The organism is Nocardia sp. NPDC055029, assembly GCF_053608525.1.
This window is the reverse complement of the sequence record NZ_JBSGVQ010000002.1, coordinates 248,468-264,935: the sequence shown is the minus strand read 5'-3', so window position 1 is coordinate 264,935 and position 16,468 is coordinate 248,468. Positions and strand designations below refer to the sequence as shown.

1 protein-coding gene is annotated in these 16,468 nt (G+C 69.9%); it reads left to right on the top strand.

The window, feature by feature from the left end:
• Positions 1–205 precede the first annotated feature (205 nt).
• Positions 206–16,462 carry an amino acid adenylation domain-containing protein gene (locus tag ACWF9G_RS03095; RefSeq protein WP_452513282.1) on the top strand — a complete coding sequence of 5,419 codons (16,257 nt, stop codon included), beginning with the start codon at positions 206–208 and terminating at the stop codon, positions 16,460–16,462.
• Positions 16,463–16,468 lie beyond the last annotated feature (6 nt).

Sequence of the window (16,468 nt, the reverse complement as noted above, 5' to 3'; positions counted from 1 at the left end):
GGCAGAGTGCGCTCGACGTCGGTGCGCGCACCGATTGTGTGGTCGTGACAGCGTGACGTGTGGTGTCATGGTCGCCGAACGCCCCGATATCGACTCCTTCTTGCTTGTTCGACACTGGTCCACCACCCGGTAGGCCCAGAATCCGACAGGGTTCGTGGGTCATCGCAGAGATGTGGGCCGGACGTGTGAAGGATGTTGTACCCGGATGGTTGAAGTGCGTCGTGCATCGCGAGGTCGGGGCAACCGCAAGTCGAGTACTCCCCTCTTCTCGCAGCTGCTGACCGCTGCCGTCGACACCGCGGCCGACGCCATCGCGATCACCTTCTCCCCTGACGGCGGTGCGCGGCGCGAGCTCACCTATACCGAGCTCGACGAGTCCTCGTCGCGGCTGGCCAGGGATTTGCTGGACCGCGGGGTCGGTCCGGGCGATGTCGTCGCGCTGGGTTTCACCCGTTCGATCGAGTCGGTGCTCGCCGTATGGGCGGTGGCCAAGACCGGCGCCGCCTATGTTCCGGTCGACCCGGCGCTGCCCGCGGACCGGATCGCCTACCTGGTCGCCGACTCCGGCGCGGTGCTCGGTCTCACCTGCTCGGCGCACCGGCAGGCGCTGGGCGACGGGATCGAGTGGGTCGAGATCGATGCCGCGCCGCACCGGGAGCGGATCGCGGCGCGTCCCGCGCACCCGATCTCCTATGTCGACCGGGTGCGTCCGTTGACCGATCAGCATCCGGCCTACGTCATCTACACGTCGGGGTCGACCGGTCGCCCCAAGGGCGTGGTCGTCACCCACACCGGTTTGGGTGCCTTGGTCGCGGCGGCGCGGGAGCGCTATTCGGTCGACGCGGACGCCAGGGTGCTGCATGTGTGCTCGCCGAACTTCGATGTCTCGGTGCTCGAGCTGCTGCTGACCTTCAATTCCGGCGCCACGCTGGTGGTCTCTCCCCCGACGGTGTTCGGTGGTTCCGATCTGGCCGTGCTGTTGCGCCGGGAACGGGTGACCCATGTGCTGATCACCCCGGCGGCGCTGGAGTCCGTCGATGCGCACGGGCTGGATGCGTTGCGGGTCGTTGTCGTCGCGGGTGACGCGTTCGGCCCTGCTCTCGTGGATCGGTGGGCGGTCGGCGGCCGGGCCTTCTTCAACGGGTACGGACCGACCGAGGCCACTATCCTGGCGACCGGCAGCGCCGAGTTGCTGCCGGGACAGCCCATCACGATCGGTTCGGCCTTCGCCGGGGTCGGTGCGATGGTGCTGGATTCGCGGTTGCGGCCGGTTCCCGCGGGCGTCGCGGGCGAGTTGTATCTGTCGGGTCCCGCGCTTGCCCAGAGTTATCTGGGCAGGCCGGGGCTCACCGCGGATCGGTTCGTCGCGGCGCCGTTCGCGGGTGCGGCGGGGTCGCGGATGTACCGGACCGGTGACCTGGTTCGCCGCACGCCGGGCGGTGAGCTCGAATATCTCGGCCGTTCCGATTTCCAGGTGAAGATCCGCGGGTTCCGTATCGAACTCGGCGAGATCGATACGGCGCTCACTTCGCATCCGGACCTCGAGTACGCCGTCACCATGGGAGTGACAGCGGACTCCGGTGCGACGGTGCTGGTGTCGTATGTGCTGCCCCGCCAGGGTGTTTCGGTCGATACCGAGGAGGTGGCCCGTTTCGCCGGGACGTCTCTGCCCGGTCATATGGTGCCCACCGTCATCGTGGTGCTGGACGAGATCCCGCTGACGCCCAACGGAAAGCTCGATCGCGCTGCGCTGCCCGCACCGGTGTTCGGTGCGGTCGGGTCGCGGGCCCCGGAGGGTCCGGTCGAGACCCGGATCGCGGAGTTGTTCGCCCAGGTGCTGGGTGTGGAGCAGATCGGTGCCGAGGATTCGTTCTTCGCGTCGGGCGGGGACAGCATTCTGTCCATCCAGCTGGTGACGCGGGCGCGGGCGGCGGGTATCTCGTTCACTCCGCAGGATGTGTTCGCGCAGCGGACCGTCGCCGGGCTGGCGCGGGTGGCGGTGCTGGGTGGCGAGCAGGCGCCCGCGCTGCCGGAGTTGGCGGGTGGTGGTGTGGGTGAGATTCCACTGACCCCGGTGCTGGCTGGCTCGCTGGCGGGCGGGCGGGTTTTCGGCCGGTTCAGTCAGCAGATGGTGCTGGCCTTGCCTGTCGGCATCGACCGGGACGGTGTGCTGAGCACCCTTGCCGCGGTGGTCGATCATCACGACATGCTGCGTGCTCGTCTGCGGGAGGTCGACGGGCGTTGGCTGCTGGAGACGCTGCCGCCGGGCGCTGTGGACGTGAACGGGCTGCTCACCCGCACCGATATCCCGGCGGGCCGGACCGAAGATGAGCTCGCCGATGTCGCCGCGGCCGCGATGGATTCCGCGCTCGCCGCGCTGGACCCGCAGAACTCCCGGATGATCGCCTTCGGGTGGCTGTCACGGGAGGACGGTCAGGACGGGTTGATCGTCGCGGCGAATCACGCGGTGATCGACGGTGTTTCCTGGCGAATCCTGTTGTCGGACTTGGTCGCCGCGTGGGCGCAGTATTCGGCCGGGCAGCCGATCGTGTTGCCTGCGGTGGGGACCTCGTTGCGCCGATGGGCGCACGCGCTGTCCGACGCGGCGGCGAGTCGCCGCGACGAGCTCGACCATTGGCAGCGCACTCTGGCGGTTCCCGATCCGCTGCTCGGTGACCGGCCGCTGGATGCTGCCGTCGATACCGCGCCCACCGTGCGGACTTTCAGCGTCACGGTGCCCGCCGATGTCACGCAGGCGGTACTGACGGAATTGCCGACGCTGTATCGCGCGGGCGCCGAAGACGGGTTGCTGGCCGCGCTGGCGCTGGCGGTGCGTCTGTGGCGGGCCCGCCGTGGGGTCGATGCGCCGGCGACGCGGGTCCGTCTGGAAGGTCATGGCCGTGAGACCTCGGTGGTCGACGGCGCGGATCTGACGCGGACGGTCGGCTGGTTCACCAGCATGTATCCGGTCGCTCTCGATCTGAGCGGGATCGATGCCGAGGCCGCGTGGCGCGGTGGCGAGGCTACCGCCGCGGTGGTCAAGGCGATCAAGGAGCAGCTGTTGGCGGTGCCGCACAAGGGCATCGGCTTCGGCATGCTGCGGCATCTGGACAGCGAGTCCGCGGCCGCGCTGGGTGGTGCGCTCGGCCAGGTCGGCTTCAATTACCTGGGTCGTGTGTCGGCAGGCGAGGTGGCGGAGACGTTCGCCGATGCCGGGTGGCTGCCCACCGCCGACTGGGGCGAGCCCGCGGCGGAGCAGGATCCCGCGCTGCCCGCGGCCGCCGTGGTCGACATCAACGCACTGGCCACCGGCACCGACGCCGGTGTGGAGTTGCGGGCGTCGTTCTCCTACGCGTCGGGGATCATCGACGAGGCGTCGGTGCGGGAGCTGGCCGACTGCTGGACGGCGGCGCTGACGGTTCTGGCCGATCATCTGCGTGATCCGGCGGCCGGTGGCCTGTCCCCCGCCGATGTTCCACTGGTGCGGGTCACCCAAGCGGAACTGGACATCTGGCAGCGTGAACGTCCCGGGTTGAGTGATGTGTTGCCGTTGGCGCCGTTGCAGCTCGGATTGTTGTTCCTCGCGCAGGTTTCGCCTGCGGATCCGTATCTGGTCCAGTTGGCTGTCGAGCTGGCGGGCGCGGTGGATATCGATCGCTTGCGGCGGGCGGCGCAGGCCGTTCTCGACCGGCACGCGATCCTGCGCACGTCGTTCGGTTCCGCGGCGACGGGTACGCCGGTCGGTTTCGTCGCCGAGGATGTGACGGTTCCGTGGCGGATCGTCGACACCGTCGAGGCCGACGCCGAGGCATTCCTGGCGGCGGAGACGCGGATCGGCTTCGACCTGTCGTCGGCGCCTCTGCTCCGGTTCACCGTGTATCGCCGCGCCGACGGCGGCATGCATCTGGTGCTGACCGCCCACCATCTGCTCGTCGACGGATGGTCGATGCCGTTGCTGATGCAGGAACTGCTGATCTGCTACGCGACCGACGGCGGGCCTGCGGTGCTGCCGCGGGTCCGGCCCTACCGCGACTATCTCGCGTGGCTGGACGGTCAGGATCGTTCCGCCGCGTTGGCGGGTTGGTGCGAGGCCTTGTCCGGGCACGAGCCCACTGTGCTGACGGCCGCGGTCGCACCGCCTGCCGAGCACGCAACCGGTTACGGGATGTCCACTCTGGAGCTGTCATCGGCCGAGGCCGAGGTTCTGACGGCGTGCGCGGCGGCCGGCGATGTCACGGTCAACACGCTGTTCCAGGCGGCGTGGGGGCTCGTGCTGGCCGGGGCGGTCGGTCGCGATGACGTGCTGTTCGGCGCTGTGGTGTCGGGACGGCCGCCGCAGCTCGACGGAATCGACGGCATGGTCGGCCTTTTCGCGAACACCGTCCCGGTGCGTGTCCGGTTCGACGGTGACGCATCGCTGCGCGTACTGCTGTCGCGGTTGCAGTCCGAGCAGGTCGCGCTGCTCGACGGTCACCATCTGGGGCTGACCGATATCCAGCGGGCCGCGGGTGCGGGTGAGCTGTTCGACACGCTGATGGCGTACGAGTCCTACCCGGTTGATACCGAGGGGATGCGGCGTGCGCACGGGGCGATCGACGGGTTGGAGATCGTCGACGTCCAGGCCGCCAATGCCACGCACTATCCGGTGGCGGTCGGGGTCGAGGTGGGCGACGGAATCCGGGTCGGCCTGCAGTATCGGCTCGACACGATCGGCGACGATATCGCGCGAGCGTTGGCCCAGCGATTACGCGTGATCCTCGATGCGATCGTCGAGACACCGGACCGAACCGTCGCCGAGCTCCTCGACACCCTGGCCCAGCGCGATGACCCGCTCGCGCGGACCGCGTACTGGCGTGCCGTGCTCGCGGACCTGCCCGCGGAATTGAACCTTCCGGCAGACCGTCCGCGTCCCGCCTTGCCGGTGAAGGCCGACGAGCGTGTCGGTTTCGCGATGTCGGCCGTTCTGCACCGGCGGCTGGGTGAGGTCGCCGATGCGCACGACACCACGGTGTTCTCCGTCGTCCATGCGGCCTTCGCGGTCCTGCTCGCGCGGCTGTCCGGCAGCCAGGACATCGCGATCGGCACCCCGTGCCCGCAGGTGCCGGATGCGCGGACGGTGGTGCTCCGACTACCGGTGCCGGGCGGCGCGCGCTTCGACGAATTGCTCTCCGACGCCACCGAGGTCGCCTGGCAAGCCTTCGCTCGGCCGGGGCTGTCGTCGGCGGAATTGACGGCCATGAGCGCACCGGACGTGCGGGTCATGATGGTGCCCGAGGCGCGGCCGGTGCCGGCGCAATCCGATCTCGTGCTGAGCTGGCACACGAACCCGGAGGGCGGTCTCGACGCCGAGTTCGCCTTCGCCGGTGCACTGTTCGACCGGAACACGGTATCGATTTTCGCCGACCGGCTACTGCGTGTGCTGATGGCCGTGACGGCGCAGCCACACACGGTGGTCGGTGAGCTCACGATGCTCAGCGCCGGTGAGTTCGCGGCCCTGACCGCGCGACCCGCCTGCCCTGAACCCGCTGAATTGTTCCCTGACCTGATGTCGCGTGGTGTCGGGCTGGGCCAGGATCGGATCGCGATCCGGCACCGCGGCCGCTCGATCACCTATGGCGAACTGGACGCACAGACATCGCGGCTGGCCCGCGAGCTGATCGCCCGTGGTGTCGGACCGGAAGTCGCTGTCGCCGTTGCCCTACCGAGGTCTTCGGACATGGTTGTCACCGCGCTGGCGATCGCGAAGGCTGGTGGCATCCACGTGCCGATGGACCCCGGCTATCCCGCGCAGCGTCTCGGGCATCTGGTCGCCGATTCGGGAGCCGCGTTCGGCATCACCGCGACCGAACATGAGGACCGTCTGCCTGATGGCGTGGATTGGCTGAGGCTCGACGACCCCGCGGTCGCACTGGCCTGTGCCGCGCACGCCGCCACACCTGTCACCGATGCGGACCGTCTCGCGCCGCTGCGGGTGCAGCACCCCGCCTATGTCATCTACACCTCGGGCTCTACGGGTCTGCCCAAGGGTGTCACGGTGACCCATTCAGGGTTGGGCGATCTCGTGGACGAGGCGGTCCGCCGCTACGAGCTCACGTCGGATCACCGTTTCCTGCACATCTGCTCGCCTTGCTTCGACCCGTCGGTGCTCGAGTGGCTGTGCGCGTTCGCCACCGGGGCGACGCTGGTTGTCGTGCCCGCCGAGATCGTCGGTGGCGTCGAACTCGCCGAGGTCCTGGCCGGCGAGTCCGTCACACACGCGATCATCACCCCCGCCGTGCTCGGCACGCTGGACCCGGCCGGACTGGACCAGCTCGAGCTCGTGTCGGTCGGCGGTGACGTGACCACGCCCGAGCTGCTGGCGAAATGGCAGCCGGGTCGCCGCTACCTCAACGGCTACGGCCCCACCGAGACCACGATCATCTCCTCCTATGCCGAACTCGTTGCCGGACATCGCATCACGATCGGCGCTCCGGTGCAGTCGACCTCGGCGATGGTGCTGGACGCCCGGTTGAACCCGGTCGCGCCGGGCGTCATCGGCGAGCTGTATCTGGCCCGGAACGCGCTGGCCCGCGGCTACCGAAACCAGCCTGGGATGACCGCGTCCCGATTCGTCGCCGACCCCTGGGGCGTCCCCGGGGCGCGGATGTATCGCACGGGTGATCTGGTGCGCCTGCGCAACGGCGAGCTCGACTACCTGGGTCGCGCCGACACCCAGCTCAAAGTGCGCGGGTTCCGCATCGAGCCGGGCGAAGTCGATGCCGTGCTCGCCGGCCACGCGGACGTCGAATCCGCGGTGACGGTGGGCCGGACGACGGCATCCGGGTCGACGACCCTGGTGTCCTATGTCCTTGCCGCGCAGGACCGTACGGCCGATCCGGCCACGCTCACCGAGTACGCCACGCACTGCCTGCCTGCCCACCTGGTGCCCTCGGCGATCGTGGTACTCGACGCTATGCCGCTGACCTCCAACGGCAAGCTCGACCGCAAGGCACTACCGGAACCCGTCGCCGTGACCGCGGCGGCCCGTGCACCGCTGGGGGAACTGGAGACGCGCCTGGCGGATCTGTTCGCCCGTGTACTCGGCGTGCCGTCGGTCGGCGTCCACGATTCGTTCTTCGCGATCGGTGGCGACAGCATTCTGTCGATCCAGCTGGTCTCGCTCGCCAGGGCGGCGGGCATCGTCTTCACGACGCGGGAGGTGTTCGAGCACCGCACCGTGGCGAAACTGGCCGAGATCGCCGCGCTCGACAGTCCTTCCGCGCCGATTCTGGCGGAGCTGGCGGGCGGTGGCGTCGGCGAGGTCGCGGTGACCCCGGTGCTGGCCGAGTTCCTGACCGGCGGATCCAGTGACCGGTTCGCTCAGACCATGGTCCTGGCGCTGCCCGATGACATCGATCGAACCGGTCTGGTCGCCACCATTGCCGCGGTGCTGCGTCACCACGACATGCTGCGTTCCCGCCTGCGACCCGACGGCGACCGGTGGCAGCTCGAGGTGTTGCCTGCCGACGCCGTCGACGCGAACTCGCTGGTTTCCGAACTCGACGCGGCCGACGCGGACGGCACTGAGCTGACCCGGATCGGCAGCGCCGCAATGGATTCCGCATTGTCGTCGCTCGATCCCGCGGACGCGCGGATGATCGCCTTCACCTGGGTGCGCAGGCACGGCGCACGCGATGTGCTCGCGGTGGCCGCCCACCACTACGTCATCGACGGCGTGTCCTGGCGGATCCTGCTCCCCGACCTGGTCGTCGCCTGGGCGCACTACGCTGCGGGACAAGAGATCTCGCTGCCGCCTGTCGGCACCTCGTTCCGCCGCTGGTCGCACGGTCTGGCAGCGGCGGACCGCACCGCCGAACTCGGCTACTGGCGACAGGTCATCTCCACTCCGGACCCGCTGCTCGGCGAACGCGCGCTGGACCGCGTGCTCGACACCGAGTCGACCATGCGGTCGATCACGGTGCAGGTACCGGTCGAGGTCACCGAATCGCTGCTCACGACCCTGCCCGCCCAGTACCGGGCGGGCGCAGACCACGCCCTGCTCGCCGCCCTGGCCCTCGCCGTGCGCGACTGGCGTTCCCGGCGCGGCGTCGACGCCGACACTCTCCGTATCCGGCTCGAAGGGCACGGGCGCGCGGAAGACACGGTCCCCGGCGCCGATCTGACGCGCACCGTCGGCTGGTTCACCAGCGTCTACCCCGTCGTCGTCGACCTGTCCGGCGTCGCCGCCACCGACGACGGGCTCGCTGCGACGGTGCGCACGGTCAAGGAACAGCTGCTGGCGGTGCCCGACAACGGCATCGGTTTCGGCCTCCTCCGCCACAATCCCGATACCCGGAGCCGACTAATCGGCGATATCGGCCAGATCGGCTTCAACTACCTGGGCCGCGCCACCACGGCCACCCAGCCCTCGGGCGACACCGCCTGGCTGCCCACCGCCGAGCTCGGCGATATCGACGTCGATTACGACCCCACCCTGCCCGCGAGCGCGGTCCTCGACATCAACGCCATCGCCGTCAACACCGAGTCCGGTCTGCGACTACAGGCGAGCTTCCGCTACGCCACCGGCATTCTCGACGAGCCCGCGGTACGAGAACTGGCCGACGAGTGGACGCACCGCCTCGCGGCACTCGCCGAGCACACCCGGCACCCGGACGCAGGCGGGCTCACCCCCTCCGACGTTCCGCTGGTGCGGGTATCGCAGTCCGACCTCGACACCTGGCGCCGCAGCCACCCGGGACTGGTGGACGTGCTACCGCTGTCCCCGCTGCAGCACTCCCTGCTGGCCCTGGGCGAACTGCTCGACGAGTCGGTGCACGCCTACGTCATCCAGCTCGTCGCCGACCTGACCGGCGAGCTGGACATCGACCGGCTGCGCCGCGCCGCCAGGACCGTCCTGGCCCGGCACGCCAACCTGCGCTCCGCGTTCGTCACCGCGCCCGACGGCACACCGGTGCAGCTGGTGGCCGACTCGATCGAGGCGCCGTTGCGGATCGTCGGCGATGTCGCCGACACCGATCTGCCCGCCCTGCTGGCAGCCGACCAGCACGCGGGTTTCGATCCGGCGATCGCGCCCCTGCTGCGATTCACGGTGTACGCCACCGGTTCCGGGCGTAACCATCTCGTCCTGACCGGGCATCACATCCTGCTCGACGGCTGGTCCATGCCATTGCTGATGAAGGAACTGCTCGTCCTGTACGCGACGAACGGCGACGCGGCGGTGCTGCCGCCGGTGCGGCCCTACCGCGACTACCTCGAATGGCTGACCCGCCAGGACCGTGCGGCCGCGGAACGCGCGTGGTCCGAGGTGCTGGCCGGGGTGCGCCCGACCGTGCTCGCGCCGGAACTGACGTGGCCGCCCGCCTCCGGTGACGGTTTCGGTCTGTGCGAGTTCGAGCTCGACACCGACCGGACCGGCGAGCTCACCGCGTTCGCCGCCGCCGCGGAGGTGACGCCGAATACCGTCTTCCAGACGGCGTGGGGTCTGGTCGTCGCCGCGAGCACCGGCAGCGACGATGTCGTGTTCGGCGCCACCGTGTCCGGCCGGCCACCGCATCTCGACGGTGTCGGCGACATGATCGGCCTGTTCGTCGACGCGGTGCCGGTGCGGGTCCGCATCGATGCCACCGGCACGGTCGGTGAGCTGATCCGCGCGGTGCAGGCCGAGCAGGCGTCGCTGCTGGATCATCACCATCTCGGGCTTGGCGCGATCCAGCGGGTCGCGGGGCTCGGTGAATTGTTCGACACCATGCTCGCTTTCGAGTCCTTCCCCGTCGACGTCGACGGTCTGCGGCAGGCGGGCGCCGCACTCGACGACCTGAGCGTCGACGACCTGCGCGGCGCCGACCACACCCACTACCCGATCACGATCCTGGTGTTCCTCGGCGCGCGCACCCAGGTGCAGATCAAGTACCGCCGCGATCTCGTCGCCGATGCCACCGCGCAGGCCGTCACCGACCGGCTCCGCACGGTCATCGACGACCTGATCGCCACACCGGACACCACCGTGACGGCCATCGCGCAGCGGCTGCGCTCCGCCGCGACCGACCCGATCACCCGATCGAGGTACTGGCGGCGGACACTGGCAGACCTGCCCGGCAGGCTCGCGCTGCCCATGGATCGGCACGGCGAGGACAAGCAGCCCGACGGGCGCGGCCGGGTACAGCTGCCGATCCCGTCCTCGGTGCACCGTGACCTGCGCTTGCTCACCGCGTCCTCCGGTGTGACCTGGTCGGCACTGGTGCGCACGACGCTGGCCGTGCTGCTCGCGCGGCTGACCGGAACCGGTGACATCGTGATCGGCGGGACGACGTCCAGCGGCTCCGACTTGGTGCTGCGTACCCAGGTGGACCCGGCCACCCGATTCGTCGACCTGCTTGCCCCGGCTCACCGCGCCGAGTCCGAGGGCCTGGCCCATGCCGGAATCTCCCTCGCCGACCTGGTTATCCTGCTCGGTGCCGAGCAGGGGTCGCTGGGACAGGTGTCTTTCGTCGTCGGCGACCTGCCGACCGATGACGCCGACCTCGTCGTGGCGGTGCTCGACGGCGACGCAGGCATGTCCGTCGAGATTTCCTTCGCGCGAACACTCTTCGACGATCACGCGGCCGGCACCTTCGGTCAGCGTCTCGTCCGCCTGCTGAACGCGGCCGCACGGCGGCCCGAGACACCGGTCGGTGATCTGCCGCTGTCGAACCAGACAGAATCGGCGTTCCTGACCCGGATCGGTGACGGCGCGACACCGCCCGCGACCGGCACCCTGCCCGAACTCCTGGTCCGCGGCACCGGCTACGGACAGCACCGCATCGCGGTGCGCGACAACGGGCGAACCGTCACCTACGGCGAGCTCGACGAGGCGTCCTCTCGCTTGGCGCGCGTCCTGATCGCCGACGGTGCCGGCCCGGAAACCGTGGTCGCGTCGGCGATTCCCCGCAGCTACGAGTCGATCCTGGCGTTCTGGGCCGTCGCGAAAGCGGGCGGGGTGTACCTGCCGGTCGACCCGAACTATCCCGCCGACCGGGTCCGGCACATGCTCGACGACTCCGGTGCGACGGTGGGCATCACCGTGGCCGCCCGCGAGCACGGCCTCGCCGGATCGGTGCGCTGGCTGGTCCTCGACGACCCGGCCGTGCGTTCGCGTATCGACGCCAAGGCCTCGACCCCGGTGCGCAACCGGGACCGCCGAGCGTCACTGCGCCGCGACCACGCGGCGTACGTGATCTACACCTCCGGTTCCACCGGTGTGCCCAAGGGTGTCTCGGTCACCCACGCCGGACTCGGCGCGCTGATCGCGCACTCGGCGAACCTGATGGGGCTGCGGCACGACCACCGGATGCTGCACGTGTGCTCGCCCAGCTTCGACCAGTCGATCGAGGAGATCGGCACCGCCTTCCACCGCGGCGCCACCCTGGTCATCGCCCCGCCCGACACCGTCGGCGGCGCCGAACTGGACGACCTGCTGCGCACCGAACGGGTGACCCACACGATCATCACCCCCGCGCTGCTCGGCACCCTCGACCCGGCAGGCCTGCCGGACCTGGTGTGTGTCTCCGCGGGCGGCGAGGCCACCACCGCCGAACTGCTCGCGACCTGGCAGCCCGGCCGCTACTTCCTCAACGGCTACGGCCCGACCGAGGCGACCATCGGCGCGACCTACGCGACGCTGCGTGCCGGACAACGTATTTCGATCGGCCGCCCCGTGCCGGGGATGCGGGCCGTCGTCCTGGACGGCCGGTTGCATCCGGTACCCGTCGGCGCCACCGGTGAGCTGTATCTGGCGGGTCCCGCCCTCGCGCGCGGGTATCGCGGACGCAGCGCCGCGACCGCGGACCGGTTCGTCGCCGACCCGTGGGGTGCACCGGGCGAGCGCATGTACCGTACCGGCGATCAGGTCCGGTGGGTGCGTGGCGCCGGGACGGGCTCCTATGAACTGGAGTACCTCGGGCGGACCGATTTCCAGGTCAAGATCCGGGGTTTCCGGATCGAGCCGGGTGAAATCGACGCTGTTCTCTCGCGGCACCCGCAGGTCGGTTTCGCGGTCACCGTCGGTGCGCAGAACCCCGCCGGTGACACCGTGCTGGTGTCGTATGTGACCGGCCGCGACATCGATCCCGGTGCGGTGACGCGGTGGTCGTCGTCGATGCTGCCCGCGCACATGGTCCCGGCGGCAGTGGTCGTGCTGGACCGGATCCCGCTGTCCTCGGCAGGCAAACTCGACCGCAAAGCCCTCCCCGCACCGGTCTTCGCGGCCCGCCCCTACCGGGCGCCGTCGACCGAGCTGGAACGGACCGTCGCCGAGGTCTTCGCCGAGGTGCTCGGCGCCGAACGTGTCGGCGCCGACGACAACTTCTTCGACCGGGGCGGCAATTCACTGCTGGCCACCCGGTTGACCGCGCGGCTCGGCGCCGCCGTCGACCTCAGGGTGCCGGTGCGCGTGTTGTTCGCGGCTCCCACGGTCGCCGAGTGCGCCAGGGAAATCGCCCGGCTGACCCGCACGGCCCGCCGCCCTGCCCTGCGGGCGCAGTCGCGACCGGAGCGGCTCCCGCTCTCGCCCGCCCAGCAGCGCATGTGGTTCCTGAACCGGTTCGACACCCGTACCGCCGCCTACAACATTCCCGTCGTGCTGCGGTTGACCGGCGCGCTCGACACTGCCGCGCTACGGCAAGCGTTCACCGATGTCGTCGCGCGACACGAGATCCTGCGCACGGTGTATCCGGTCGTCGATCACACACCGGTGCAGGTCGTCCTGCCACCGGATCACCCCGACGTGCCCCGGATGCAAGCAGGCACGGCCGAGGACGTGGACACAGCAGTCGCGCACTTGGTTTCGACGGTCTTCGATGTCACCGGTGAGGTGCCGTTGCGGGCCACCCTGTTCGAGCTCGCACCGCAGGACTTCGTCCTGGCCATGACGGTCCACCACATCGCCGGTGACGGTTTCTCCGGCGGCCCGCTCACCCGTGATCTGGTGACGGCCTACAGCGCCCGCGTCCAGGGCACGGCACCCGCCTGGGAACCGCTGGCCCTGCAATACGCCGACTACGCGGTGTGGCAGCAGGCGCTACTCGGCGACGAAGCCGATCCCGCCTCGATGTCCGCGAGCCAGATCGCCTACTGGCAGCAGGCACTCGCGGGTCTGCCCGATCAGCTCGAGCTCCCCCGGGACCGGCCGCGACCGCCGATCCAGTCCTACGCGGGCGGCCGGGTGCCACTGACCATCGACGCCGCCACCCACGCCGCCCTCGTCGAGCTGGCCCGGGTACACGGGGCGACCCTGTTCATGGCCGTGCACACCGCGCTGGCGGTCGTCCTCGCCGGACTGTCGGGCACCACCGATATCGCCATCGGCACGCCTGTCGCCGGACGTGGTGAGGCCGAACTCGACGATCTGATCGGCATGTTCGTCAACACGCTGGTCTTCCGCACCCAGGTCGACGGCGACGCGAGCTTCGCCGAGCTGCTGACCCGCCAGCGCGAGATCGACCTGCAGGCGTTCGCCCATGCCGACGTCCCGTTCGAGCGCCTGGTGGAGGTGCTCAATCCGGCCCGCTCCACCGCCAGGCACCCCCTGTTCCAGGTCGGCCTGTCGTTCCAGAATCTGGCCGAGGTGCGGATGGACCTGCCCGGCATCAGCGTCTCGTCGGTGGAACTGGACCGCGAGCTCTCGCAGTTCGATCTGCACCTGATCCTGGCCGACCGCTACGACACCGACGGCTCCCCGGCCGGGATCAGCGGCTACTGCACCTTTGCCACCGACCTGTTCGACGCCGCCACCGTCCGTGGCTTCCTCGACCGGCTCACCCGGTTCGTCGATGCCGTCCTGGCCGCCCCCGGTGCACCCGTCCACACGATCGGTCTGCTCGCCCCTGCCGAACGCGCCCGGATCCTCGACACCTGGAATCGCACTGCGCGACAGACGAATCCGGACGCGACGCTGGCGTCGCTACTGTCCGCCACCGTGGCTTCCACGCCGGATGCGGTCGCGCTCGTGGCAGACGGTGCACGCTGGACCTACGCCGAACTCGAGGCCCGCGTGAACCGCCTGGCGCGGTACCTGGTCACGGCGGGTGTGGGACCGGAGTCCCGGGTGGCGCTGGCCATGCGGCGATCGGTCGATCTGGTCGTCGCGATGTACGCGGTCAGCACCGCGGGCGGTGCCTACCTGCCGATCGACCCCGCCCAACCGGCGGCACGCTCGCAGTACATCCTCGACACCGCGGCACCGGTGCTCGTACTCACCAACGCCGACACCGGGTTCACAGCAGCCGGCACCCCGGTCCTGTCCGTCGAGCAGATCGAACTGTCGCACCACAGCGACGCCCCGCTCACCGACCGCGACCGCCTCGCGCCACTGCGCCCGGCGAACACGGCTTATGTCATCTTCACCTCGGGATCGACCGGCCGCCCGAAGGGCGTGGCGGTGTCCCACAGCGCGATCGTGAACCAGTTGCGCTGGAAGACCAAGGAATTCGGGCTCACCGCGACCGATGCCGTGCTGCTGAAGACGGCCGCGACCTTCGACCTGTCGGTGTGGGAATTCTGGTCGGCGGCGGTGTGCGGTGGACGCCTGGTGATCGCCGCGCCCGAGGGCCATCGGGATCCGGCCTACCTCGCCGAGCTGACGCGGCGAGAGAACGTGACCACTCTGCACGCCGTGCCCTCGATGCTGGATGCCCTGCTGACCGTGGCGCTGCCGACCTCGCTGCGCCGCGTGCTGGCCATCGGCGAAACACTGCCGGTGGCGCTGGCCCGCCGGTTCGAGGCCGCGACCCCGGGCACCGCACTGTTCAACGTGTACGGGCCGACCGAGGCGGCCGTCTCGATCACCAGCCATCGGGTCCGCACCGCGGACACCGGCGAGATCCCGATCGGCAAGCCGGTCTGGAACAGTCAGGTCTACGTGCTCGATTCGCGGTTGCGACCGGTGCCCGCGGGGGTGCCGGGTGAGCTGTATCTCGCCGGCACCCAGCTGGCCTCCGGGTACCTGGGCCGACCGGACCTCACGGCAGAACGCTTCGTGGCCAATCCCTTCCGTGCGGGTGCACGCCTGTATCGCACGGGTGACCTGGCGGCGTGGAATGCCGACGGGGAACTCGAGTACCGCGGGCGCACCGACTTCCAGCTGAAGATCCGTGGGTTCCGGATCGAACTCGGGGAGATCGACGCGGTTCTCGCCGGACACCACGATGTCGGTTTCGCCGTCACCGTGGGCAGGGAGAACCAGGCGGGCGCCACGGTGCTGGTGTCCTATGTGGTCGCCGCGCCGGGCCGGGAGCTGGTCGTCGACGAGCTCGTCGACTGGGTGGCTCAGGCCTTGCCCTCGCACATGGTGCCTGCCACGATCATGGTCCTCGACCAGGTCCCGCTCACCCATGTCGGCAAGCTCGACCGCGCCGCCCTGCCCGCGCCCGACCTCGCCACCCGTACCTTCCGCGAGCCCGAGACCGCGATCGAGCGGACCGTCTGCGACATGTTCGCCGACGTCCTGCACCTGGATCGTGTCGGCTTGGACGACCACTTCTTCGAACTCGGCGGCACCTCGCTCAGCGCCACCCGCCTGGCCGCGCAGCTGAGCGAGGCGGTCGCCGCGACGATCCCGGTCACCTGGGTCTTCACCACACCGACACCGGCGGGCATCGTCGCGGCGCTGCGCGCGGGCGGTGCCGACAGCGCGGGCACCGACGCGGCGTTCGACGTCCTGCTGCCGTTGCGCACCGCCGGAACGCGCGAACCGCTGTTCTGCATCCACCCCATCGGCGGTGTCGCGTGGTCGTTCAGCGGGCTCGCGGCCCATCTCGACCCGGATCGCCCGCTCTACGGTCTGCAGTCACCGGCATTGAGTTCGGCAGAGCCACTGCCGGATTCGATCGAGGAATGGGCCAAGCTCTACGTCAAGCAGATCCGTGAAGTCCAGGCCGAGGGGCCGTACCACCTGCTCGGCTGGTCCCTCGGTGGGGTGATCGCCCACGCCATGGCGGTGCAACTGCAGGACGAGGGCGAACAGGTCGCCGTGCTGGCCATGCTGGACAGCAGGCTGACCGTCGCGTCGACCGGTGTCGCGACCACGGTCACCGCGGCCGATCTGCTCGGCGGGTTCGCCGGCGACCGCGCCGCCGACCGGGACATCGACGCCTCGCTCGATCTGCGCCAGTTCGCCAGGGAGCTGTGCGAGCAGTCCGCACCGCAGGTGTCCCTGGACGCGGCGCGTCTCGAACGGATCGTGGACGCGGCGATCGCCTCGGTCGCCCTCGACGCCGCCTACCGGCCCCGCCCGTTCGACGGCGACATCACCTATTTCACTGCGGCCCAAGATGATCCGACGGGAACATCGGGCGCCTCGTCCTGGACCGCAGCCGTCACGGGATCGGTCGACAATCACCGCGTCGACGCGACCCACTGGCGAATGACCGACGATCAGGCCCTGCGCACCATCGCCGACGCCCTGCGGGAGAGGTTCGCTCAGCGATAGACACGC

Coding starts and splice junctions, on each gene's coding strand:
- ACWF9G_RS03095 (WP_452513282.1), top strand. CDS start 206: ATGGTTGAAGTGCGTCGTGCATCGCGAGGTCGGGGCAACCGCAAGTCG.